Origin of the sequence: Variovorax sp. LjRoot130 (assembly GCF_964253755.1) — a bacterium.
Lineage (GTDB): Bacteria > Pseudomonadota > Gammaproteobacteria > Burkholderiales > Burkholderiaceae_C > Variovorax.
The window spans coordinates 798,015-821,122 of sequence record NZ_CAXURM020000002.1; the positions used below are offsets into that span (position 1 = coordinate 798,015).

A 23,108-nucleotide genomic window follows, 5' to 3' on the forward strand; every position below is an offset into this window, starting at 1 on the left:
CGTCGGATCAACGGGCGCCCAGGCAAGTGGCCTACTCAGGTCGGATGCCCTCAAAGGCCTTTTGCAAGAGTTCCCTGATCTCGCCTCGCTGTGTTGCACCGACCTCTCGCGGGTTCCAATACGGGTTGCCCACAACGATCTCCGCCGCGCGGTCCAGATCATCCTCTTTCATGCCGATGTCGCGCAGCGCCACCGGCGCACCGTTGCATAGCCCTAAGTCGAACAGAGCTGCGGCGGCACTGCCGTGTCCTTGCGCTCCAAGTGCACGCCGGATGCGCGTCATGGCTTCAGGCACCGCCGGCGCGTTAAAGGCGATGGCATGAGATAGCACTACCGTGTGCACCTCGGCATGAGGCAGGTTAAAGCTGCCGCCCAGGGTGTGGCACAGCTTGTGGTGCAGCGCCATGCCCACGTTGCCCAGCACCGTCCCGCACAGCCAGGCACCATACAGCGCATCCCCGCGCGCATCGATATCGTCACTGCGCCGAAGGATGGCCGGCAGTGCCCTGGCCAGTGCACGGATGCCTTCCTCGGCCATCAGGTCCATCACCGGATTGCCGTCGCGCGCGTACAGGCCTTCGGCCGCATGCGCGATCGCGTTCATCCCGCTCGTCACGCTCATCGCCACAGGCAGCGTCAGCGTCAACTCCGGGTCGTAGATCACGGTGCGAGGCAGCACACGCGCGTCCTTGCCGGTCTTCTTCAAGCCGCCCTCAGTGATGCCATAGATCGGCGTCATCTCGCTTCCCGCATAGGTCGTCGGGATGGCCACGATGGGCAAGCCGGAATCCAGCGCGATGGCCTTGCCCAGTCCGGTGGTCGAGCCGCCGCCGATGGCAACGGCGCAGTCCGCGCCCAGGCGGCGAGCCTCCTCACGGGCCTCGCGTGCGGTCTCGATGGGCACATGCATGACAGCGCGCGCGAAAACGCCCGCCGCGCGGCTGCCAAGACGCTCGGCCACGCGCTGCGCATGACCCTGCTGCTCGGGCGTGGACAGCACGAGCGCGCGGCGCGCCCCGAGCAGTTCGATCTCGCGCTCCAGATGCGCCAGGGTCCCGGCGCCAAACACCACCCGCGACGGCTGGCCGTTGTAGACGAATTCCTTCATGCGATCCCCAATGCATCGTGCTCAGCCCAGGCTCAATCGGCCTGGACTTCGTAATCCACCTGATGCCTGGCGATGCGGACGCCAGCCAGCTCGTCGCGCACCCGCAGATGTTCCGGATGCATCGCATACGCGGCCAGTGCTTCCCAGGATTCGAACTCGCTGTACAAGACGACGTCGCAGGCATAGTCAACTCTGCTTGCATCCTTGCCGACTTCCAGGTGGAGCAGCCCTGGAACACGGCCACGCAGGCCATGGAAGCAACTTCGCAGACGCTCGATGTTTTCCTGCTTCTCCTCGGCCGTGGCGCCTTTCACGTTCCACATCACGATGTGCCGGATCATGATGCACCCTCTATGGGTCGCAGCGAGGGCGGGTGATCAGGCATCCGCAGCGCCCTGCTTGGCGGGGTTCAGCACGAAGTCGTACTCAACGATGTAGGAGCCATCGGATTGCTGTTTCCAGTCGGCGATCAGCGATTGACGCACACCGAACACGGCATCCGAATCCAGGTACTGATCGTCGCTGCGGAACACGTGCGTGATCAGCTTGTCGTAGCCTTGCGCCTTGATCAGGAAGTGCAGGTGCGCGGGACGCCAGGGATGCCGTCCGGTGGCCTGGAGCAGGTCGCCCACCGGGCCATCATGCGGGATGGCGTAGGGGACTGCCAGGATTGAGCGGAAGTGGTAGCGACCCTCACTGTCGGAGTGCACGATGCCGCGCGCCTGTGCATGGCCGATCTCGGGGTGCTGCACGTCGTACAGGCCGTCCTCATCCGATTGCCAAACGTCCATGTGCGCGTTGGCGACCGGCTTGCCGTCAATGCCGCGAACCGTGCCGCGCACCAGGCACGGGATGCCTCGGGCGCCATTGGAAATGTCCGAACCGAGCTCGTAGTGCGGCGCCCCTTCCACGTGGAAGGGGCCGAAGACGGTCGCCTCGGTGCAGCCTGCCGGCTTGTCGTTGTTCTGTGCCACCGTCAACATCGACAGGCCCAACACGTCCGACAGCAGGATGATCTCCTGGCGCTTGTCATCGGTGATGTGGCCGCAACGGGTCAGGAACTCGATGCCCTTGAACCACTCCTCCTCGGTCAACTCCACTTCGCGCGCAAAGGCGTGCAGGTGCTTCACAAGACTGTCCAACACGCGCCTGAGCCGCGGGTTCGCCGTCTGCGCCTGCCGCGCAAGCACGGCTTCGGTGATTGTGTGTTGGTCCAGATTGCGCATGATCGCTCTCAGTCCAGCTGCAGCTGGGCCCGCTGCGCGACCGTACCCCACTTGGCGAAGTCCTCCTTGCTGCGCAGTTGAGCCTCCTGCGAACTGAACCCCTCCACTCGCAGGTCCATCTCTGCCAACCTGGCCTTCACGCCCGGAGCTTGGAGCGCGGTACGCACGTCGCGCTGGATTTTCTCGACGGTAGCGACCGGAAGGCTTGCCGGCGCCATCAGCGTCTCGAAGAAGGTCGCATCGAAGCCGGCATGTCCGCTCTCAGCGACCGTCGGAACGTCAGGCAACAGACCCGATCGTTCCTTTCCGGAGACGGCAATTGCCCGCAGCCGCCCGCTCTGGACATGGGGCAGGACGATGGAGGAGACGATGAACCCACAGTCGACGTGGCGCCCCATCACGTCTTGCGCGGCGGGGCCGGGACCTTTGTAGGGAACATGGGTGAGTTTGGTTCCGGTCGTCGCTAGCAGCATTTCCATCGTCATGTGGCTCGGTGTCCCTGCACCACCGGAGGCATACAGCCGCGTCGACGGGAGCTGGACGAACTTCCCGAACGACGTGATCTCGGCGGCTGGATTGCACACCAGCGTCTGGTTGAAGCTGGCGAAGTAGGTCACGGGCCTGAGCGAAGCCCGCAGATTGAAGCTCAGCTTCTTGTACAGGTGGGGATTGATGGTGAGGATCGTGTCCGGTCCCACGAGCAGGGTGTGTTCGTCCTTGGCCTGCGCGACTTCTCCGGCGGCCAGATTGCCTCCCGCCCCTGTCTTGTTCTCGATGACCACCGGCTGGTTCCAGGCGGCCTGCAGCGCCGGCTGTATCAACCTGGCGATCACGTCACCCGGTGTGCCCGGCGGAAATGCCGCAATCAGACGGACCGGCTTTGTGGGCCAGGCCTGCGCGAAGGCCGAGGGCGCGATCGCCAAAGCCATTGCAAGGGCCGAAAGCCGAAGAAGCTGGGTGGTGGCTTTCATGCCGGATCTCCTCTCGTCGCATCGATGGAAATTGTTGAAGGTGTTGAAGCGGCATGCGGCGCCGCGCCACTCGGCCTGCCGGTGACGCGAGACAGCACGCGTGCCGCATCGTCCGGGGCTGCACCGCGCCACGCGACGATCTGGTCCGGCCGAATCAGTGCGAGCGGCGCTTCATAGAGTTTGCGCAGGGAAGCCTGCGGCAGCCGCACCACGCGCATGTCGATCGCCAGCGTCCGGGCCGCGGCCTCGAAGGTATCGGTAGCGGGGGAATCGGGCCCCAGCGCCAGCAGGGTCCATTCGGCGTGGAACAGGTCGAACAGCGAGCGCCCGTCGTCCAGCCAGGCGTGCGGTGGCCGGCCGCCGGGACTGGCGGTCGGCGTGTAGGCATTCGGCTCGTCGGGCGGTAGCGCAGCGCCGTCGCCGTCGCCGACGACGATCGGCGAGCCGTCGTATCGGCCGCCGAAGGTCACTCCTGGAATGTTGAACTCGAGGCGGGCATGCTCGTCCAGATGCCGGCCCGCGAGCTGGCGCTCGGCATCGCCCCGCGCCGAGGCCTCTTCCAACTCGGGCTTCGCCGCGAAGAGTCCCACCGAGTCGGCGAACTTGCGCGCATAGCCCGTGTTGCGTTCGGCCAATGGCCTGCGCTCGGCCTCGTAGCTGTCCAGCAGCGCCAGCGGCGCCTGGCCGCGAATCACGCTCGCCAGCTTCCAGCCCAGGTTGACCGCATCTTCGACGGCGGTGTTGTAGCCCAGCCCACCAGTGGGCGTGAACAGGTGAGCCGCGTCCCCTGCGACGAAGACCCGGCCCTTCTGGAAACGCTGGGCCACCAGCGCGTGCCCGGCGAGCCAAGTGCCCATCGAGAGGATCTCGATCGGCACCTCGAGGCCCACCGCCTCGGCAAAGACGCGGCGCGCATCGGCCTCGGTCCAGCCGTCGGCGTCTTCGCCGGGACGCAGCGCCGCATGGAACGCGTACTCGGATACGCCGTCCACCGAGGCCATGAAGGCGCGCCGTTCATGGTTGACCGCCACGTACATCCAAGCCTTGGGATGGTGCAGTATGGAGAGGAAACGGGGCGCGCGCAGGTAGATGGCAAACATCTTGCCCCCCATGAACTCGCGCTGGATGCCGGTGACGCCGCCCCACTCGATGCCCAGCTGTTGCCGGACCAAGCTGCGCGCGCCGTCGGCGCCGATCAGGAACTTCGCGAGTACGTCCTGCGCCGGACCTCCGTCGCTGGGCTGCACCGTGGCGCTCACCGAACCACCGTCATCGCTGAACCGTTCCAGCCGCCAGCCATAGCGCACATCGGTGGACGGCCAGGCCTGCGCATGGCGGCGCAGGGCTTCCTCGACGAACTTCTGCGACACGCGATGCGGCAGCTCGGCGGCACTCCAGGAGCCCGTCATAGACTTGATCTTGACCGTGGCCTCTGCGGCCGTAGGCAGGCTGATGCGCGCCAGTTCATGCCCGGCGAAGCGTGTGAAGTAGGCGATGTCCGTCGGGTGGTCGGCGGGCAGTCCCAGCGCACGGATCTCGTGCGCGAAGCCCAGCCGGCGGAAATGCTCCATCGTGCGGGCCTGCGTCGCGTTGGCCTGCGGGTTGAAAGCTGTGCTTGGCTTGGCGTCGACCAACAGGCAGCGGATGCCACGGCGACCGAGCTCGTTGGCGAGCATCAGGCCGCAGGGGCCGCCGCCGACGATGAGGACGTCCGTGGCGATGAGGGGAGGGTGGCCGGTGGCAGGTCGGGGAGTGGCGATCATCGGCTGTCTTTCTTCTTCATGCCTCAGTCGGCGCGAATGCCGCGCTCCCGGATCACGGCGCCCAAGCGCTTGAAGTCGGCCGCGCCCTTGTCGCCGAAGGCTACAGGCGTCAGAGGCTCCGGCACGTTGCCGAGGGCTTCGATGCGTGTCCTGACCGCCGGTCTAGCCAGTGCGCGGTTGACTTCGGCATTGACCCGCTCGATGACGGCCGGCAGGGTGCCGGCAGGGGCGTAGAGGCCGAACACGGCATCGGCGTCGAAGCCCTTCAGCCCGAGTTCGTCGAGCGTCGGAACCTCCGGCATCTGGGGAGCCCGCTTGAGGCTTGCCACCGCCAGCATGCGCAGCTTGCCGGTGTTGACGTGCTGGATGCTGATTCCCGGATCGAAGAGGAAGTCGATCTGGCCGCCCAGCAGGTCCGTCAGCGCGGGTGCCGCGCCACGGTACGGCACATGGACCGCCGTGGTCCCTGTCCGACCCGTCATCATTTCCGCCGCGAGATGGGGCGAGCTCCCGTTGCCGGGCGAACCGAACGATCGCTTGCCGGGGTTCGCCTTCAGGTCGGCGACCAAGCCCTTGAAGTCCTTGATCGCGCTGTCGGCGCGAATCACCAGGTAGAACGGGACACGGGCGACGGACGCGACCGGGACGAGATCCTTCGCCGGATCGAAGGGCATCTTCGCGTAGAGGTGCGGATTGATCGACACCATGCCGCCGGAACTCATCAGAAGCGTGTAGCCATCGTGGGGTGACTTGGCGACGAACTCGCCACCGAGGTTCCCCCCGGCGCCGCCCTTGTTCTCGACGAGCACCGGTTGCCCGAGCGCTTCCTGCAGTGGCGCGCCGATCGCGCGGGCCAGCTGGTCGGCCGCGCCGCCGGGGGCGAAGTTGGCGACGATCTTGATCGGCTGCTTCGGCCAGTCCTGGGCCTGGGCGATGGCGCACGGTCCGAGGCCGAGGGCCAGCGCCGCGGTTGCGAGCAGGGATTTCATGAGCTGTCTCCTGCGCTTCATCAGAACGGATAGTGGCGGTCGGTGGTCTGCACCGTGAGCCACCGCAGTTCGGTGAAGGCGTCGATGCCGGCCTTGCCGCCGAAGCGGCCGTAGCCCGAGTCCTTGACCCCCCCGAAGGGCATTTGCGCCTCGTCGTGCACGGTCGGGCCGTTCACGTGGCAGATGCCCGAGTCGATGCGATTGGCCACCTCCCAGGCACGGGCGATGTCGCGCCCGAACACCGCTGCGGACAGTCCGTAGGGATTGTCGTTGGCCACGCGCACCGCCTCATCGACGCCGTCGACACGCACCACCGGCTTCACGGGCCCAAAGCTCTCTTCATGGTAGATGCGCATCTGCGGCGTCACATGGTCGAGCAGCGTCGCGGGCATCAGCGTGCTTTCGGCCTTGCCGCCGCACACGAGCGTCGCGCCCTTGGCAAGGGCATCGTCGATCAGCGCATTGCAGCGCTCGACGGTGCTCGCATCGACGACCGAACCCAGCACCACCGGCCCCTTGCGCGGATCGCCCAGCGGCAGCTGCGTGGCCTTGGCGGCGAGCCTGTCGACGAAGGCGTCCGCGATGCGGCGGTCCACGATGATGCGCTCGGTGCTCATGCAGATCTGGCCGCTGTTGGCGAAGGCGCCGAAGGCCGCACCGTTGACTGCGGCATCGAGGTCGGCATCGTCCAGCACGACGAGCGGGGCCTTGCCGCCCAGCTCCAGCACAGCCGGCTTCAGGTATTTGGCGCAAGTCAGCGCGATCAGCCTGCCGACGCGGGTGGAGCCCGTGAAGTTCACCCGGCGCAGTGCCGGGTGCGCCACGATCGCTTCGACCACATCGGCTGCATCCGCCGGTGCATTGGTCACGAAGTTGACGACCCCGGGCGGGAAGCCCGCATCCTTGAACGCCTCGACGATCAGGCCGTGCGTGGCCGGGCTGAGCTCCGAGCCCTTGAAGACCACCGTGTTGCCGCACGCCAGTGGTGTGGCGATCGCACGCACGCCGAGGATCACCGGTGCATTCCATGGGGCGATGCCAAGTACCACACCGGCCGGGCGGCGAAGGCCCAGCGCCAGGCTGCCAGGCACGTCGGAGGGGATGACCTCGCCGCCGATCTGGGTCGTCATGCCGGCAGCTTCCTGCAGCATGCCGGCCGCCAGATGCACGTTGAAGCCCGCCCACGGAGCGGCAGCGCCGGTCTCCGCCGCCATTGCATCCGTCAGGGCCTGCGCCTTGGCTTCGATGGCGTGTGCCGCCTTCAACAGCAGCGCCCTGCGTTCGCCCGGGCCGGTGCGGGACCAGGCCGGAAATGCGGCAGCGGCTGCCTCGACCGCGGCCACAGCGTCAGCTGTCGTGGCGGCGGGTGCGATGGTGGCCACCGTACCGTCGAGCGGGTTGCGGCGTTCGAATGTGGCATTGTTCTCGGCCTGCCGGGACTCGCCGTTGATCAACATCGAAATCGTGCCCATGGTCTGGTCTCCTTAGTAGTTGGGGAAAAAGCGAAAACCGTCAGGCCACTTCGACCTCGACCAGCATCGGTGCAGTCGAGTCCAAGGCCTGGCGCAATGCCGGACGCAGCTGCTCAGCCGTTTCGACGCGCAGCCCTTTCATGCCTTGCGCGCCAGCCAGCGCGACAAAATCGAGATCGGGCAGGTCGGTGCCCGGAACATGCTCGTCGGGCCGGTAGCCGAAGATCCGGGCGAACTCATACAGCGCCGCGTAGCGGCGGTTCTTCAGGATCACGATCGTCAGCGGCAAGGCCAGCTGCGCCGCGCTCCACAGCGCCTGGATCGCGTACATCGCCGAGCCATCGCCCACCAACGCAATGACCCGCGCGCCCGGCTTACCCAGTGCCACCCCCACCGCGGCCGGAAGACCATAGCCCAGACCGCCGCTGCACATGGTGTAGAAGGTTTCCGACTCGAAGATCGGTAGATGGGCGTGCATGATCGGCCGTGCGCTGGGCGCTTCCTCGACCACGATGCTGTCGCGCGCGCGCAGATCGGCCAGCGTTTGCAGAACCCACGCAACCGGCAGGCGTTCGTCGGGCGCAGGCTCTGCAACGCGCGATGGCCGCAGATGGGGAGATGGCGCCGCACGATGCCGTGGCGTGCTCTGTTCGAGCAGATCCAGCAATCCGAGGCGGATGCTGCCGACCACGGAGGTTCCTGTTGGTGCCCAGGCCGCGACCTGGGGATCGTCTGTGAGCTGCACCAACTCGGTCCCCTCGGGCAGGTGCGGCCCGTGGCCCGGGACATGGTAGGTGAACGCCGGCGCACCGAGCGCGAACACCAGGTCGTGGCCGGCGAGCCGCTCGACGATGCGCTCGCGCATTGGCGGCAGAAAGCCTCCCCACAGGGGGTGATCTTCCGGGAAGCTGCACCGGCCCGACATGGGGGCGACATAAACCCGCGCGTTGTGCCGCTCGGCCAACTGGACCGTCTCTTTCCAAGCCTCATCGCGATCGACCGCAGCACCGACCACGAAGGCCGGGGAGCGGGCGCCATCGATGGCCGCGGCAATGCGCGCGAGAAGATCTGGATCCGGGCGCAGGTGGCGACTGACCTCGCGTGCATCGACCGGCAGGGTCGGGACGTCCCAGTCGTCCGACGGAATCGAGACCAGCACGGGGCCGCGCGGCGGCGTCATCGCGATGTAGTAGGCGCGCGCAATCGCCAGCGGGACGTCTTCGGCTCGCGCAGGCTCGACGCTCCACTTCACGTAGGGCCTCGGCAACTCGGGCGCCTGCGTGGAGCCGAGGAAGGGCTCGAAGGGCAGGATCGACCGCGCCTGCTGGCCGGCCGTGATCACCAGCGGCGTGCGGTTGCGAAAGGCCGTGAAGATGTTGCCCATCGCATGGCCGACGCCGGCGGCGGAGTGCAGATTGACGAACGCCGCGTTGTGCGTGGCCTGCGCGTACCCATCCGCCATGCCCACGACCACGGACTCCTGCAGCCCGAGCACGTAGTGGAAATCTTCCGGGAAATCGATGAACAGCGGCAGTTCCGTCGAACCGGGGTTGCCGAATACGCTGGTCATGCCGAAGGCGCGCAGCAGCCTGAAAACGGCGTCCCGCACGGTCAGGGTGCTGCCCGCCGCGAGGGCTTCTTGCGCGGGCGGCTTGACGCGTTGATCCATGAATGCTCCTTGATGGAATCAGGGAGTTTTGCGGGTTCGGCTGTATCCATCAATACAATGGAATGTCTAGAAGAAAATAAGCAGTATGCATAGTGAAAAACTGGACATGAACCTGCTTCGCCTGTTCGAAGCGGTGTACCGCCTGGGTAGCGTCAGCCGCGCTGCCGATGCGCTGGGACTGTCCCAGCCGGCAGCCAGCCAAGGGTTGACGCGACTGCGGCTCGCCCTGGGCGATGCGCTGTTCGTGCGCGCCAACGGGCGCATGCGGCCGACGCTGCGGGCGGAGCGGCTGGCAAGCGTCGTGCAGCCGGCCGTGGCCGCCATCGAGGATGTACTTCGAGAAGAAGACACGTTCGATCCGTCGCGCTCGCGCATGACCGTTCGGCTGCACATGAACGACATCGGCGAGGCCCGGTTGCTGCCGGAACTGATGGCGGCCTTGCACCGCCAGGCACCGGGCATGCGGGTGCATACGACCCCGCTGCCGCACGGGGAGATCGCCGATGCCCTCGAGACCGGGGCCATTCATTTCGCGCTCGGCTTTCTGCCTTCGGTCAGCGGAACGGAGCGCGTCGAGTTGCTGCGGGACCGCTATGCGGTGGTGGTGCGGGCCGGACATCCGATGGCGAAGGCCTCGAACGCGTCGGATGTCCGCATGACGATCCAGGACTTGCGGCGCCTGGAATACGTGGCCGTCCGCTCGCACTCGGAGACCTTCCGCATCCTGCAGCAGCTCGGCCTTGATGGCAGGCTGGTCTTGAACTCGGCGCACTTCCTTGCGCTGCCGGCCATCATTGCGCGCACGGATTTCGCCGTGGTGATGCCGCAGGCGATCGCGCGCAGGTTCATCGAGCCGAAGCGCTACGCGGTGCTTCCGGCGGAGCTTCCCCGCAGCACCTTCACGGTGTCGATCCACTGGAGCCGCCGCTTCGAGTTGGATCCGGCGCACTACTGGATCCGAAATCTCTTTGTCGGCCTCTTCAAGGACAAAGGACGCTGATGGGGTTCAATTTCGCCCTAGTCGCAAGCGCCGAGGTCACAGACGAAAATGCCGGTCGCCCTCAGGGCCGCGCTTCGGGCAGTCGGTGTCCGGCTCGTCGAGCTGGCGCCGCCGTCGGGCGCGAGCCAGGGCAATCATGTGCTGGATGTCGACGGCGTATATGCTCCCTTTCTGAAGTCGCTGGATGCCGATGTTGTTCTGATGCGGCCTGACTTCGTGGTGTACGGGCACGCCGATCGCGCAGGTCTCTCGCATCTGACCGAAAGCCTCCTGCAGCAACTGCAGTACACCTCCACGAGGGCGCAGCACCGCGGGCCGTGACGATGGCTGAGACGGCGCGCGTCATGCTCGATCAGGTCGACAAGGACGTTCTTGGCAGCGGCGCGCTTGACCCCGGACACAGCGAGACCAGTTTTCGTGTATCGATGCCGGATTCGGCCGTATCGACCCTGAAACGCTTTGGTGAGTTTCATAGGACACAAAGTGTCCTATAATGACGTTCGTTTATCAGACCGGCTGGATCGCCGTTATCAAGGAGCGTCTACATGCTTGCTGCCGCAGACCACCCACCGCAGCTCGAAGAACGGCAAGTCGTTCCTGCCTGGACGGGGGTCGTTCGACATCTGCACGTCACGCCCCGCGCCTTCCTTCCCATGGAGGCGTTCGACGAGCTGATGCTCGTGGCCGGCAAGGGCATCGAGGGGGACCGATACATGATCGGCCGGGAGTCCGGCTTCTACTCCCACAAGCCGGAGGAGGGACGACAGATCACGCTGTTCGAGATCGAGACGCTCGAAGCCCTGGCACGCGATGCAAAAATCCAGATGCTGCCTGAGGAGCATCGAAGAAACGTGACCGTACAAGGTGTGCCGCTCAATCATCTCGTCGGCCGCCAGTTCTGGGTGGGGGAAACGCTTCTCGAGGCAACCCGGCTGTCCACGCCGTGCCGCCACATCGAGGAGGTCCTCGGCAAGGCCGTGTTCGATCCATTGATCAATAGGTCGGGGCTCAACTGCCGGATTCTGAAAGGCGGCGTCATCCGCGTGGGCGACGCCGTCCGAGAGGTGTGACATGCCGAAGGCGATCAAGCATCTCCAAGCTGTCGTTCGGGAAATCGATGAGCCCCTACCGGGCGTCAAGCGGCTGGTATTGACAGATCAGGACGGTTGGCGCTTGCCTGCGTTCAGGCCCGGAGCGCACATCGACCTCCATTTGGCCAATGGGCTCGTACGCACCTATTCGTTGTGCAACGATCCCGCCGACTGCAGGAGATACGTTGTTGCAGTGAAGCGCGAAGAGGAGGGGCGCGGCGGGTCCCGTCACATACACGACGAGGTCCGTGCCGGCGAAGTGATCGGTGTTTCGGTGCCTCGAAGCGGGCTGGAGCTCTCGCCCACCGGGATGAACATCTTTGTTGCTGGCGGAATAGGCGTGACGCCGTTCGTCTCTGCGATTCTGGCGCTGGAGCGCGAGGGGAAGACGAACTACGAGCTGCACTGGGCCAGCATGGGGCATCCGAGCCTGATCGACATGCTGGGGCCAGCGGTCAAGGGCGGACGTGTCCATCTCTACAACACGCTCGAGGTCAGTCCGCCAAACATCCAATCTCTCCTGGAGGCCTTTGGCCAGGATGCGAAGGCATTTTGCTGCGGACCCGCGGGGATGCTCGATGCATTCGAGTCTGTCGTCGCTAAATGGCCCGAAAGCCGCAAGCATGTGGAGCGATTCACCGCACCGAAGTTGGTTCCTGCCCTGAAGGCACGACCCTACAGCGTGGTGCTGGCCAGGAGCGGACGCGAATTGGTGGTCCGGCCCGAGGTGGGCCTTCTGGCCACCTTGGAAGCGGCGGATACCGATCTCTCGGTGTCGTGCGCTGGTGGCATCTGCGGCGCTTGCCGCACGCGCTGGATCGAAGGGCCGCCGATCCATCACGATCGTGTGCTGAGTCCTCAGGAGCGCGCACATGAAGTGATCGTATGCGTTGCGGGGTGCGCAGGGCCGCGCCTGGTGCTCGATCTGTAGGCCGTGGCTCTGGAACGCAGCAGGCATGCCGCGCCGCGCCCGGTCGAGACGACGGTCGAGATACTCGTGCCAGAATCGGGCCCCGCAGCAATTTCCAGTGGGTTCCGGGCAGCAGAGCAGCCTGACCTGAACCCGTTCAAAGCCTTGGCACTACACCTGAAGTACCTGCGCGTCCAAAGCGGGCTGACGCTAGAGAATCTCGCTCGAGATTCGGGGCTGACGCGCAGCTATTTGTCAAAGATCGAGCGCGGCGTATCCACGCCCTCGATCGAGTCGGCGCTCAATATTGCCAAGGCCCTGGGTGTGACGGTGGACCGGCTCTTCGGGCAACAGTCGGAGGAAGACGTCGTTTCCATCGTCCGGGGCAATGGATCTATCGCGGGAGATCCTACGACGCATCTCTCGCTGGTCGCAGGGCTGCGCAACGATCGCGTGATGCGGGCATTTATCGTGCGGCCGGGAAAAACGCAGAAGCGCGGCCGGATCATGAGCCACCATGAGGGCGAAGAAATCCTCTTTGTTCTGACCGGCCACATCGAGATGCAAATCGGGGCACGCAAGGAGCGCCTGGAGCCCGGCGACTGTGTGCAGTTCGACTCCACGATTCCGCACAAGCTGACCGCGCTCACCGACGAACCAGCTTCGGCCCTTGTCGTGATTGCCGCCACCGCATAGGTCCGACAGAGGCGCGGTTCGCGCCCGGCACCTTGGCTCCCGGCCTCAGCGAAGCGACGTCAGCACCCCGTCCGAAGAGAATCGCCTCAGCGTTGGCGCCGGTTTCAGCGGCGCCCCGGTGAGTTGCTGCACGGATTCGAGCGAGGCACCCTCGAAAAGCGCCTGCACGACGAATCCATTGCCGGTGACGTCGATGATCGCCAGGTTCGTGAACACCTTGGCCACGACCCCCACCGCCGTGAGCGGCAAGGTGCAGCGCTCGACCAGGCGCGGCTGGGCGTCGCGCGTGGTGTGCTCCATCATCACCCAAATCTGCTTTGCTCCCACCGCGAGATCGATGGCCCCGCCGATGGCCGGCGGCGCACCGTTCAGATCGCCAGTGGTCCAGTTGGCCAAATCGCCGTGCTGTGAAACCTGGAACGCACCCAGGATGGCGATGTCGAGGTGCCCTCCGCGCATCATCGAAAACGACAGGCTCGAGTCGAAGAAGGATCCGCCACGGGCGAGGGTGACAGGCATCTTCCCGGCATTGATCAGGTCCAGGTCCTCCTCTCCCACGGCTGGCTTGGGCCCGACGTTGAGAATGCCGTTTTCGCTGTGAAGCATGACCGAGGTATCGGAGGGAAGATAGTCCGCCACGCTCGTCGGCGCTCCGATGCCGAGGTTGACGAACCCTTGTTTCGGAAGCTGGTTGGCGACCAGGCGGGCGAGCTCCAGTCTGGATAGCGAGTTCATGCGTGCCTCGAGAGAAATACGCGGTCGACAAAGATGCAGGGCGTGATGATGCCCTCCGGGTCGAGCTCGCCGGGTTCCAGGAGTTCGTCGACTTCCACTGCAACCACCTCGCCGGCGGTAGCCATCACGACCGAGTGATTCCGTGCCGTCTTGCTGTAGTTGAGGTTGCCGAGCACATCGGCCTGCCGGCCCTTGAGCAGCGAGAACTGAGCGCGCAAGGGCTTCTCCAGAAGGAACTCGCGGCCATCGACCACGACCTTCTGCTTGCCCTTTTCGAACACGGTGCCCACACCCGTGGGAGTGAGGAATCCGCCGAGGCCCGCGCCCCCGGCGCGGATGCGCTCGACCAGCGTGCCCTGCGGAACCAGCTCGAGTTCGACCTCGCCGGCTCGGTATTGATCGGCGAACACGTCCGCACTTCGCGGGTAGGAGCAGACGATTTTCCGGACGATGCGTGCACCGAACCACAGCGAAAGATCCTGGCCGCCGGAGCCTGCATTGTTGGAGATGACAGTCAGTTCGCGCACGCCCAGGTCCAGCACCGCCTCGACCATCCCGCGCGGAACGCCTGCGCCGCCGAAGCCCCCGACCATCACCGTATCTCCGTCGCGCAAGCCCTCGACGGCGGCGTTCGCATCCTTGACGACCACACTCCTCATTGATCAGATTCCTTCTGCATGGGCGAAGGCCCATAGTCTTTGGCCAAGCCCTTGGCTATGCGGTCGAGCAGCATCTGGTTGGTGCCGTCGCCGAATGCCGCCAGCCGTGTTTCGCTCGACAGCATGGCAAGGCGGTGATCGGCGCTCGCGCCCACAGCGCCCATTGCGCGCTGGCACTGGTCGTGCCCCCAGGTGGCGACGTCGACTGCGAACTTCTTCGCCTGCGCGGCCAGCGTCAGTGCCGCCTTTCCTGTTTGCACGGCAATCGCCGCGCGCAGGACGAGTGCATTGGCCGCCTCCAGGCGCAGGGAGACCTCTGCGAGCTCCCACCCGAGTCCCTGGTGCCTGAGCAGCGGCTTGCCAAAGGCTTGCCTTGTTTCCGCGTAGCCAACCGCTTCCGCCAAGGCAGCCCTGGCTGAGGCCACGCACATCGCCGCGACGTGAACGCGTGCGGCATTGACCGACGCCATGGAAGACTTGAACGCCTGCCCCGGCGGGTCGAAGAGACACCAGTCGGGAACGAAATGGTCCTGGAAGATCAGGCGGGACAGCCGGAAGGACTGGGCGCCAGGCATGACGAGCTCTTCCCTGCGCAGCGTCGGCCCGTCTGCCAGCGGCACCAGAAAAGAGGCAATCTCGCCGGCTTCTTTTCCGATGGGATCAACTCTCGCGAGCAGGTTGGCGCATTGGATGATCGAACCGTTGGTGACCCATGACTTCGTGCCGCTGATGAGCCATCCGCCGTCCACGCGCCGTGCCTTCGTCTTCAGTGCGCCCAGGTCGCTGCCGCCGTCGGGCTCCGACATGGCGGGGGCGCACAGCGTTCGCCCGCTCAGCATGCCGTCGAGGAACTCGGCACGTTGCTTCTCGGAGCCGGAGCGCGCCACGCGTGTCACGGACCCTTGCAGGTTGTTGATGGCGAAGGCGGCCGCAAACCCATGCTCCGCCATCGCCTGCGCCACGCGGATCTTGCAGATGAACGAAGCATCGTGGCCCCCAAGCTCGCTTGGCGTTTGAAGTCCCAGGAAACCTTCCTTTGCCCACCTGTCGATCCACGAGACATCGTAGGCGCGACCCTGCGTGTGCGATTCCAGAAGGTGGACGCTGAATTCGCCGCGGCAGAAGTCGCTTGCGGCCTGCACGAGCGCTCGTTCCGCCGCGGACAGTCTCTCGTCGTAGAGGTCGTAGAAGTTCATCGCGTTCGAACGCTCTCTGTCGGGCCGCTCAGCGGGCCAGGGGGGTCTTCAATGTCTTCGCCCAATCGTTCCAGAACACGATCTCCTTGGCCACCTGCTTGGTATAGAGCTCGGGTGTCGACTCCTTCACCGGAACCGCGCCGAGCGTCTCCAGCTGCGCCAGGAACTCGTGATTCGCCACAATCTTGTCGAGCGCCGCCGCTAGCTTTTGAATGACTGCGCTCGGAGTGCCGGCAGGAGCTGCAATGCCGAACCAAGGCGAAAGGTCGATCGGCTTGCTGCCGGCTTCCTGGAGCGTCGGGAGATCCGGAAACGCGGGCGAACGCTCCGGCGCGGCGACTGCCAGGGCCTTGATCTTTCCGGCGCGGATGTGCTGGGCGACGGTCGCCTCGGTGAAGAAGCCGACCTGTACCACGCCGGCCATGAGGTCGGTGATGGGCTGCGCACCGCCCTTGTAGTTCACGAACGTAAGCTGCGTGCCGTTGCCTGCGTCGAAGAGCGTTCCGCCGATGTGCGATGTAGCGCCGAAGGTGCCCCCGAAATTCAGCTTGCCGGGGTTCGCCTTGGCGAAGGCGATGAGTTCCTTGACGCTGTTGACCGGCACGTCGGGATTCACCACGACCAGGTTTCGCTGCTTGGCGACATTCCTGATATAGGCGAAGTCCTTGAACTGGTCATAGGAAAGCGTTGCGTTCAGGGCTTGACCGCGCGTCTGCGAGGACTCCACCGCAACGAGCAGGGTGTAGCCGTCCGGCTTCGACCTGGCGACGGCTTCGGCACCGACGACGCCGCCGGCGCCGGCGCGGTTGTCAATGATGATCGTGCCATTGAGTTCCTTGCCCAGTGCTTGTGCGATGACGCGGGCAATGATGTCCGTGGGCCCACCGGGCGGGAAAGCCGCAACGAGCTTGATCGGCTTCGACGGATACGGCTCGTCCGCCAGCGCCGGCGCGATAGCCAGGCAGGCGACGCCGGCGGCGACAAGCCATTTTCTGATTGAGTTGAGCTTCATTGGGCTTCCTTCTGCAAAAGGTGAGGAGGTGATGAAAGTATTGCGGTCAAGGACACATTGTGTCAATTAGGACTCGTCCTAGGGTTTGCGAGCAAGAGTCGGGCCCACGATGAAACCGGCGAGATCGTGGATCTCACGCCCATTTCTCTGCGATGAAACCGCCACTTGCACAGTGTCAGGGCGTGTATGGGCGCATGTTGGTGCAGTTCTTGAGGATGCGCGTCTGCCCGGAAAAAACTGTAGGTACTTCCTAGTCGATCGGTCTAGAATTGACGAATGAATGAAAAACCCAGGATGGCCGTGGCGCGCGGACGGCGACCGTCACCGGCGTATGCGGCGACGCGCGATGTGCTGATTCGGTGCGGGATGGAACTGCTCACCGAGCAGGGTTTCAGTTCGACCGGCTTGGATGCCGTGCTGAAGCGGGCGACTGTGCCCAAGGGCTCGTTCTATCACTACTTCGAGAACAAGGATGCGTTCGGAGCGGCAGTGATGGACGCCTACGACGACTACTTCAAGCGAAAGCTCGATCGATGGTTGTTGAACCAGGAACGCGCACCGCTTGATCGGCTTGCCGACTTCATCGCCGATGCATCCAGAGGCATGCGCAAGCACCGCTTCACACGGGGATGTCTGGTCGGCAATCTGAGCCAGGAGTTGGGTGCGCTTCCTTCAGGGTTTCGCGAACGGCTTGACGCAATTCTTGTCGGTTGGCAGGAGCGGGTGGCGCGCTGCCTCAAGGAGGCTCAAGCCGCAGGAACTATCCCCGCAACATTGAACGTCGAGCAGCTCGCCGAATTCTTCTGGATCGCTTGGGAAGGGGCCGTGCTTCGAGCCAGGCTTGTTCAGACGGACCGTCCCCTGGTGACCTTCATCGAGGCATTTCTGTCCAGCCTGGGTGTGCGCGCCCAGGCCTCGCCCCGCAGCGCAGCGGATCACTAATCTCTTGTTGGAACGAAAACATGTTCAAAGGCATCGTTGTGGAAAAGGACGCGGAAGGCTACCGCGCCTCGCTGGGTGAGATTGATGAGAGCCGCCTGCCTGCGGGAGACGTCACAGTCCGGATCGAATACAGCACGCTGAACTACAAAGACGGGCTGGCTATCACCGGAAAGGGCCCAGTTGTCCGGAGCTTTCCCATGGTGCCGGGCATCGACTTCGCCGGGGTGGTAGAGCAGAGCGACCATCCCGAATTCAAGCCTGGCGACCCGGTGGTACTCAACGGCTGGGGAGTTGGCGAAACGCACTGGGGCGGACTCGCACAGCGGGCGCGCGTGAAGGGCGATTGGTTGATTCCTCTCCCGAAGCGTTTCAGCGCCAGAGACGCCATGGCGATCGGTACTGCGGGGTATACCGCGATGCTGTGCGTGATGGCCCTGGAGTGGCATGGGCTGAAGGCGGCGGATGGGCCGGTGCTCGTGACAGGTGCGAATGGTGGCGTAGGAAGCGTTGCGGTCGCCCTCCTGGCGAACCTTGGATACAAAGTCACCGCGTCCACGGGGCGGCTCAATGAGTCTGACTATCTGCGGCGCCTTGGTGCAAGTGACCTGATCGATCGCAGCGAGTTGAGCGAACCGGGCAAGCCGCTGCAGAAGGAGCGCTGGATCGCCGCCGTGGACTCTGTTGGCAGCCATACGCTGGCCAACGTTTGCGCGCAACTTCGATACAACGGCGTGGTCGCTGCGTGTGGCATGGCGCAAGGCCTTGATCTGCCTGCGTCCGTCGCGCCCTTCATCCTTCGTGGCGTAAGCCTCATCGGTGTCGATAGCGTGATGCGTCCAAAGGCAGATCGCGTCGCAGCCTGGGAACGGCTGGCCCGGGACCTGCATGGCCCGATCCTGGAAGACATTGCGGGCGAGATCCCACTGGCACAGGCGATTGACGCCGCCGCAAGACTCATGCAGGGCGAGATCCGAGGCCGTCTGGTTGTCAACGTGAACGCGCCGTAAAAGGACAGTCATGACGTATCGAGTTGCCGAGGCAATCGTTGACAGCATGGTCGCGCATGGTGTGGACCGTGCGTTCAGCGTTCCCGGTGAAAGTTTTCTGGCGCTCCTTGACGCGCTTCACGCGCGGCACGACTTCGATTTGGTGACATGCCGCCACGAAGGGTCTGCTGCCTTGGCGGCGATCGCAGACGCCAAGCTGAGCGGCCGCGCCGGCATCGTCATGGCAAGCAGGGGGCCCGGGGCGTTCAATGCCGCGATCGGAGTACACGTCGCGGCCGAAGAAGCGGCTCCACTGATCCTTTTGATCGGCCAGGTCGAAACGCCAAACCTGGGCAGGGGTGCCGTTCAAGAAATCGACTCCTCAAAAGCGTTCTCTGGTTTGCTGAAATGGTCGGGACGTATCGACAGGGCGGCCGGCGCCGGCGAAGTAATGGCTCGAGCCTTTTCTGCAGCTGCGTCGGGAACCCCTGGTCCGGTCGCGGTGGAGTTGCCCGAGGACATCTTGAACGAGCTGGTCGACCGGCAGCCCGCGCGGGTCCATGGCTTGGCGCTGTCGGAGGCGAGGCTGGAGGACGCGGCGCGCGTGCACGAGCTGCTTTCCAAGGCCAGCCGCCCGATCCTGATCGTGGGCGGGGAATGCCGGACCCAGGAATTCCGCAGCGACCTCCAGGAGCTCGTCAGCCGGTGGGGTATTCCCATCGCCCTCACCAACAAGAACCAGGACCAGTTCTCGAACACAGATCCTCACTGGATTGGTCAGCTGAGCTTCTTCACCTCGCCCGCCCATACGGCCCTCTTCAGCGAAGCTGACCTGCTTGTCGCGATCGGCAGCCGCATGGGTGATGTGTCGTCTCTGGGATTCGCCTTCCCGCGACAAGGTGCCAATCCGCAGAAGCTCGTTCATGTGTATCCCGATCCGTCCATGATCGGGCGTCACTTTCCGACAGAATTGCCAATGGTCTCAACGGCGCATGGATTCGTGCGTGCTGCACTGCGCCATGGTGGCTCGGCATCGGTGTCCGGCCAATGGCTAAAGCGGGTGCGCGAGACTGCTGAGCGTGCACACGGGTGGCAGCCGGAGAACGTGGTGGCGAATGACGTCATGGGCCACACGATCATGGCGCTTGCACGGCTGGCCCAGAGCGACGCGGTCTTGACGACCGATTCTGGAAACTTTGCATCCTGGGTTCACCGCATCTTCAAGATGACGCCGGCAAATCGGCTGCTCGGCTCGGCTTGCGGAGCCATGGGGACGGGCGTCCCCGCTGGGGTAGCGGCTGGCTTGCGCTATCCGGGTCGAGAAGTTCTCGCCTTTGTCGGCGATGGAGGATTCCTCATGAATGGCAACGAACTCATTACCGCAGTCGATAGGAAGCTGAACCTGCGCGTGGTGGTGTCCAACAATGGGTCGTACGGAACGATCCGTACCCACCAACAGCGGCACTTCCCCAATCGCATCAGCGGCACTGATCTGGCAAATCCCGGCTTCGCGAAGCTTGCCGAGGCATTTGGAGCTCGTGGATTCAGGATTGAGCACGCCAGGGATGCCGCAGCCATCGTCGAGCAAGCCATGGGCATCAAGGGACCGGTACTGATCGAGGTATGCAGTGATCCAGACATGTCGGTTGAACGCTCCCTCAAGTGGGATTGAGCGACCCGCCCAGAATGCCCCGTTTCGGCCGGAGTCAGCAGCGACGGTTTCGACGCCCGCATGTCGTCTTGTAACGCAAGCCTCTAGGAGAAGTGGATGTCAATAAAATCGAGTGCTGCCGCCGGTCTTTTCATGCTCTTCGCTTTGGGGGCCGCGCAGGCAAGTGACTTTCCGAGCGCACCCATCCGGCTCGTCGTACCCTATCCACCGGGTGGCCCGGTCGATTTCGTGGGGCGCGTCATCAGCGTTCCATTGGGCCAGGAGCTTGGCCAGCCGATCGTCGTCGAGAACAAGGCGGGAGCCGGTGGCAACGTAGCCGCCAACGAGGTGTCTCGTGCCAAGGCTGACGGATACACGTTGTCGCTAGTCTACGAAACGCATGCGACGACGAATCTCTTCTATAAGAACTTCAAGTGGGATGCCTTCAAATCGTTCGACTACATCTCGTTGCTGGGCTACTCCCCCCTCGTTCTGACGACGTCCACGCAATCTGGCCTGGATACGCTGCCCAAGCTGATCACGGCGTTGAAAGAAAGGCCTGGTGCACTCAACCAGGCCATTACTGGGCCCGGCGCAGCCAGCGTCCTGAAGCCTGAGCTGCTTCACCAGGCAATGGGCACCAAGGTGACTTACGTTCCGTTCCCGGGAGTGGCCCCCGCCCTGCAGGCGCTGGTGGGTGGGCAAATTGACATGGCTCTGGTGTCGGTCACGGCGGCCCTGCCGCTGATTCAATCGAAGAAGATCAATGCGGTGGCGGTCGGTGCGACTAAGCCCCTGGCCGCGCTGCCCGGTGTTCCAACCATGAACAGCGCTGTGCCCGGTTTCGAGTCGACCGCTTGGGTCGGCATCGTGGCACCGAAGGGTTCGTCCAGCGAGGTATTCGGCCGTCTTCAGACCGCAGTGCACAAGGTGATGATGAGTGACGCAGTCAGGAAGCAACTCGAAGCATCGACGTTCGTTGTGTTGGCGACCGACCAGAAGGGCTTCACGGATCGCGCGCGGGCAGACTACCGCGACGCCGAACATCTGGTTCAGAAAGGCATCTTGAAGCCCGATGAGTAAAGGAATGCGATCGGCTGGTCGTCTCGAGCGGCCGCTGGCGGCAGCAATGGCACGGTGTCGTGGTAAGCCGGTCTGGTGATCCGCAGAAGCCTTTGTCGGCCCGCGATTGAAAGCAACAAACAATCGACTAGGAGAATGGTAGATGACCGATTCGATCGACGCCTTCTATTGGATTCATTCTGACTGGGCCTACTTCGGAGGCCCACGCCTGAAGGCCATGGGTGAGCGTCATGGCCTGAAGGTCAACCACCGTCCGGTGGATCTCACGACTGTCTATGCACGCACGGGCGGCATAAAGCTTCCGTACCGCTCGGCGGAACGGAAGAACTATCGCCTTCTGGAGATGAAGCGATTTCGCGAGATTCTCGGCATGCCGATCAACCTCGAACCAAAGTATTTTTGCGTCACGGGGCATCTACCGTCATGGTTCGTGATAGCGGCGGAAGAGTTGGGGCATGACGTCGCGGACCTGAGCCAAGCCATCATGCGGGCGATCTGGGTCGAAGAGCGCAATGCCGAGGACCCGGCCACGCTGGTGTCGATTGGCGACGAGATGGGGTTCGACGGGACGAAGATTCTGAAAGCGGCTCAGGATCCTCGTACCGAACTGACCTACATGAAGTACACGAATGAAGCGATAGAGCGCGGCGTCTTCGGAGCTCCTTTCTACTTTTTTCGCGGCGAAGCCTTCTGGGGTCAGGATCGACTCGACATGCTAGAGAGGACCATATCCAAGGCCCTTGGATCATGAGACCCATATCGGAGGCAAACCTCGCGTCGAGCATCTATGACGAATGGGATGCCCTCCTGACACCAGAGGAAGTAGATCTCGTCCGAAAGGCGCAGGCCTTCTGTGATTCCGAGTTGATTCCATTCGCCGAGCACGCCCATCGGACTGGGAGCGCACTTCCTAAAGAGCTCGTTCAATGCTGGGCAGCGCTCGGCCTTCAGGGACTGCAGACCCCACGCGAACTTGGTGGCCAAGGGGCCTCCTACTTGGCGAAGATTCGGGTCGTGCAGGTCTTGTCACGCTCAGCCTTTGCGGCGGCGTTCAGCCTGAACAATTCGCACAGCATGGTCCAAATGATGGCGACTCAGGCTTCGGTGCAGTTGAGAGAACGCTATCTGGGCGATCTTCTGTCCGGGAAGCTGGTCGCCTGTATTGCCCTGACTGAGCGCGGCGGCGGCAGCGACCTGGCCGCGATGAAAACTACTGCGAAGAAGGTCTCGGGTGGCTGGATCCTCAACGGCGAGAAGGCTTGGATCACCAACGCGACGATCTCTGATCTCGCCGTGGTTGGTGCGCAGACCGGCACCGGGACAAAGGGCATTGGACGGTTCCTGGTGCCCTTGTGGGAGCGAGGCGCAGAGAGGTTGGGCGCTCATCCGCTGGACGCGGGCACGGCGAGTGGTGTCGGTGGGCTGAGGTTCAATGACGCCTTCGTTCCGGAAGATCATCTTCTGGAGCAGCCAGGGGAGGGATTCAAGCGTTCGATGGCAGCCATCAACGGGGCAAGGGTGCATGTCGCCGCCATGGCGACGGCTTGTCTTGAGCGTGCACTTGAAGTGGCAGTCAGCTATGGGCAGCGCAGGACCGTGTTCGGCAAACCTCTCCTAGAGCATCAAGGATTGCGCTGGCAGCTGGCCGATGTGGCGAACGAACTGGAGGCAGCCAATGCGCTCGTGCTGCGCGCGGCGCGGCTGATATGCGCCGGCGAGAGCGCTGAGCTCCCGGCCGCGCACGCAAAGAAATTCGCAACGTCGAGCGCGGTCTCAGGCATCGAGCGCTGCATGCAAAGCATGGGGGCAAATGCGCTATCGCGCGAGCATGGACTGCACCGGCAGCTGGCAGAGGTCAAGATGGCGAGCTATGCGGATGGAACTACCGAAATCTTGAATGAACGGATCGGCAGCCACCTGGTTCGGCGATATCCATGAAAGGGACCTGC

The 23,108-nt window shown here is 64.1% G+C and carries 23 protein-coding genes; 11 read left to right on the plus strand and 12 right to left on the minus strand.

What is annotated here, in order from left to right:
- Nucleotides 1-31: 31 nt before the first annotated feature.
- Genes ACSQ86_RS33625 through mdlC form a run of 8 tightly spaced genes read right to left on the minus strand, consistent with a single transcriptional unit; the run spans nt 32 to nt 9,198 of the window.
- Nucleotides 32-1,108, minus strand: a complete 1,077-nt coding sequence (locus ACSQ86_RS33625; RefSeq protein WP_436310591.1) for a maleylacetate reductase — start codon at nt 1,106-1,108, stop codon at nt 32-34.
- A gap of 32 nt (nt 1,109-1,140) precedes the next feature.
- Entirely contained in the window at nt 1,141-1,449 is a 309-nt protein-coding gene (locus ACSQ86_RS33630; RefSeq protein ID WP_436297678.1) for a Dabb family protein, read from the minus strand.
- A 36-nt stretch (nt 1,450-1,485) separates the two neighbouring features.
- Nucleotides 1,486-2,334, minus strand: a complete 849-nt coding sequence (locus ACSQ86_RS33635; RefSeq protein ID WP_436310592.1) for an intradiol ring-cleavage dioxygenase — start codon at nt 2,332-2,334, stop codon at nt 1,486-1,488.
- 8 nt (nt 2,335-2,342) lie between these two features.
- Nucleotides 2,343-3,305, minus strand: coding sequence for a Bug family tripartite tricarboxylate transporter substrate binding protein (locus tag ACSQ86_RS33640; protein ID WP_436310593.1), 963 nt, complete (start codon nt 3,303-3,305; stop codon nt 2,343-2,345).
- The gene (locus tag ACSQ86_RS33645) at nt 3,302-5,068 is read right to left on the minus strand and encodes an FAD-dependent oxidoreductase (RefSeq protein ID WP_436310594.1); all 1,767 of its coding nucleotides are present in this window, start codon (nt 5,066-5,068) and stop codon (nt 3,302-3,304) included. Before ACSQ86_RS33645 ends, ACSQ86_RS33640 begins: the two co-directional genes overlap by 4 nt.
- Nucleotides 5,069-5,091: 23 nt before the next feature.
- Nucleotides 5,092-6,057 (minus strand): Bug family tripartite tricarboxylate transporter substrate binding protein, encoded by a 966-nt coding sequence (locus ACSQ86_RS33650; RefSeq protein ID WP_436310595.1) that lies wholly within the window; start codon nt 6,055-6,057, stop codon nt 5,092-5,094.
- A gap of 20 nt (nt 6,058-6,077) precedes the next feature.
- Nucleotides 6,078-7,529 carry an aldehyde dehydrogenase gene (locus ACSQ86_RS33655; protein WP_436310596.1) on the minus strand — a complete coding sequence of 484 codons (1,452 nt, stop codon included), beginning with the start codon at nt 7,527-7,529 and terminating at the stop codon, nt 6,078-6,080.
- A 40-nt stretch (nt 7,530-7,569) separates the two neighbouring features.
- Nucleotides 7,570-9,198: a benzoylformate decarboxylase gene (gene mdlC, locus ACSQ86_RS33660; protein ID WP_436310597.1), complete on the minus strand. Its 1,629-nt coding sequence runs from the start codon at nt 9,196-9,198 to the stop codon at nt 7,570-7,572.
- A gap of 85 nt (nt 9,199-9,283) precedes the next feature.
- On the opposite strand from mdlC, the gene ACSQ86_RS33665 reads away from it, so the two are divergent.
- From ACSQ86_RS33665 to ACSQ86_RS33685, 5 genes are all read left to right on the plus strand, one after another.
- The gene (locus tag ACSQ86_RS33665) at nt 9,284-10,198 is read left to right on the plus strand and encodes a LysR family transcriptional regulator (protein ID WP_436310598.1); all 915 of its coding nucleotides are present in this window, start codon (nt 9,284-9,286) and stop codon (nt 10,196-10,198) included.
- A gap of 48 nt (nt 10,199-10,246) precedes the next feature.
- Nucleotides 10,247-10,519, plus strand: coding sequence for a hypothetical protein (locus ACSQ86_RS33670; RefSeq protein WP_436310599.1), 273 nt, complete (start codon nt 10,247-10,249; stop codon nt 10,517-10,519).
- A 224-nt stretch (nt 10,520-10,743) separates the two neighbouring features.
- Nucleotides 10,744-11,268: an MOSC domain-containing protein gene (locus ACSQ86_RS33675; RefSeq protein WP_436297687.1), complete on the plus strand. Its 525-nt coding sequence runs from the start codon at nt 10,744-10,746 to the stop codon at nt 11,266-11,268.
- Nucleotide 11,269: 1 nt separating this feature from the next.
- On the plus strand, nt 11,270-12,220 hold the full coding sequence (locus tag ACSQ86_RS33680) for a PDR/VanB family oxidoreductase (RefSeq protein ID WP_436297688.1): 951 nt from the start codon (nt 11,270-11,272) through the stop codon (nt 12,218-12,220).
- Nucleotides 12,221-12,223: 3 nt separating this feature from the next.
- Nucleotides 12,224-12,895, plus strand: a complete 672-nt coding sequence (locus ACSQ86_RS33685; protein ID WP_436297689.1) for a helix-turn-helix domain-containing protein — start codon at nt 12,224-12,226, stop codon at nt 12,893-12,895.
- A gap of 45 nt (nt 12,896-12,940) precedes the next feature.
- On the opposite strand, the gene ACSQ86_RS33690 is transcribed toward ACSQ86_RS33685, so the two are convergent.
- The 4 genes from ACSQ86_RS33690 to ACSQ86_RS33705 are packed head-to-tail and all read right to left on the minus strand — an operon-like array spanning nt 12,941 to nt 16,497.
- On the minus strand, nt 12,941-13,630 hold the full coding sequence (locus ACSQ86_RS33690) for a 3-oxoacid CoA-transferase subunit B (RefSeq protein ID WP_436297690.1): 690 nt from the start codon (nt 13,628-13,630) through the stop codon (nt 12,941-12,943).
- Complete coding sequence (locus ACSQ86_RS33695; protein WP_436297691.1) at nt 13,627-14,289, minus strand: CoA transferase subunit A; 663 nt, start codon at nt 14,287-14,289, stop codon at nt 13,627-13,629. The genes ACSQ86_RS33690 and ACSQ86_RS33695 overlap by 4 nt, the downstream gene beginning before the upstream one ends.
- Nucleotides 14,286-15,485: an acyl-CoA dehydrogenase family protein gene (locus tag ACSQ86_RS33700; RefSeq protein ID WP_436310600.1), complete on the minus strand. Its 1,200-nt coding sequence runs from the start codon at nt 15,483-15,485 to the stop codon at nt 14,286-14,288. Before ACSQ86_RS33700 ends, ACSQ86_RS33695 begins: the two co-directional genes overlap by 4 nt.
- 28 nt (nt 15,486-15,513) lie before the next feature.
- Nucleotides 15,514-16,497, minus strand: a complete 984-nt coding sequence (locus tag ACSQ86_RS33705; RefSeq protein ID WP_436297693.1) for a Bug family tripartite tricarboxylate transporter substrate binding protein — start codon at nt 16,495-16,497, stop codon at nt 15,514-15,516.
- 276 nt (nt 16,498-16,773) lie between these two features.
- Here ACSQ86_RS33705 and acuR point away from each other — a divergent pair, with 276 nt between their 5' ends.
- The 6 genes from acuR (at nt 16,774) to ACSQ86_RS33735 (ending at nt 23,097) form a co-directional block, all read left to right on the plus strand.
- Nucleotides 16,774-17,439, plus strand: coding sequence for an acrylate utilization transcriptional regulator AcuR (acuR, locus tag ACSQ86_RS33710; protein ID WP_436297694.1), 666 nt, complete (start codon nt 16,774-16,776; stop codon nt 17,437-17,439).
- A 20-nt stretch (nt 17,440-17,459) separates the two neighbouring features.
- Nucleotides 17,460-18,446, plus strand: a complete 987-nt coding sequence (acuI, locus tag ACSQ86_RS33715; RefSeq protein ID WP_436297695.1) for an acrylyl-CoA reductase (NADPH) — start codon at nt 17,460-17,462, stop codon at nt 18,444-18,446.
- A gap of 10 nt (nt 18,447-18,456) precedes the next feature.
- The gene (locus tag ACSQ86_RS33720; RefSeq protein WP_436297696.1) at nt 18,457-20,097 is read left to right on the plus strand and encodes a thiamine pyrophosphate-dependent enzyme; all 1,641 of its coding nucleotides are present in this window, start codon (nt 18,457-18,459) and stop codon (nt 20,095-20,097) included.
- Between the two features lie 96 nt (nt 20,098-20,193).
- Nucleotides 20,194-21,159: a Bug family tripartite tricarboxylate transporter substrate binding protein gene (locus ACSQ86_RS33725; RefSeq protein ID WP_436297697.1), complete on the plus strand. Its 966-nt coding sequence runs from the start codon at nt 20,194-20,196 to the stop codon at nt 21,157-21,159.
- Between the two features lie 142 nt (nt 21,160-21,301).
- Nucleotides 21,302-21,910 (plus strand): 2-hydroxychromene-2-carboxylate isomerase, encoded by a 609-nt coding sequence (locus ACSQ86_RS33730; protein ID WP_436297698.1) that lies wholly within the window; start codon nt 21,302-21,304, stop codon nt 21,908-21,910.
- Nucleotides 21,907-23,097, plus strand: a complete 1,191-nt coding sequence (locus ACSQ86_RS33735) for an acyl-CoA dehydrogenase family protein (protein WP_436310601.1) — start codon at nt 21,907-21,909, stop codon at nt 23,095-23,097. The genes ACSQ86_RS33730 and ACSQ86_RS33735 overlap by 4 nt, the downstream gene beginning before the upstream one ends.
- Nucleotides 23,098-23,108 lie beyond the last annotated feature (11 nt).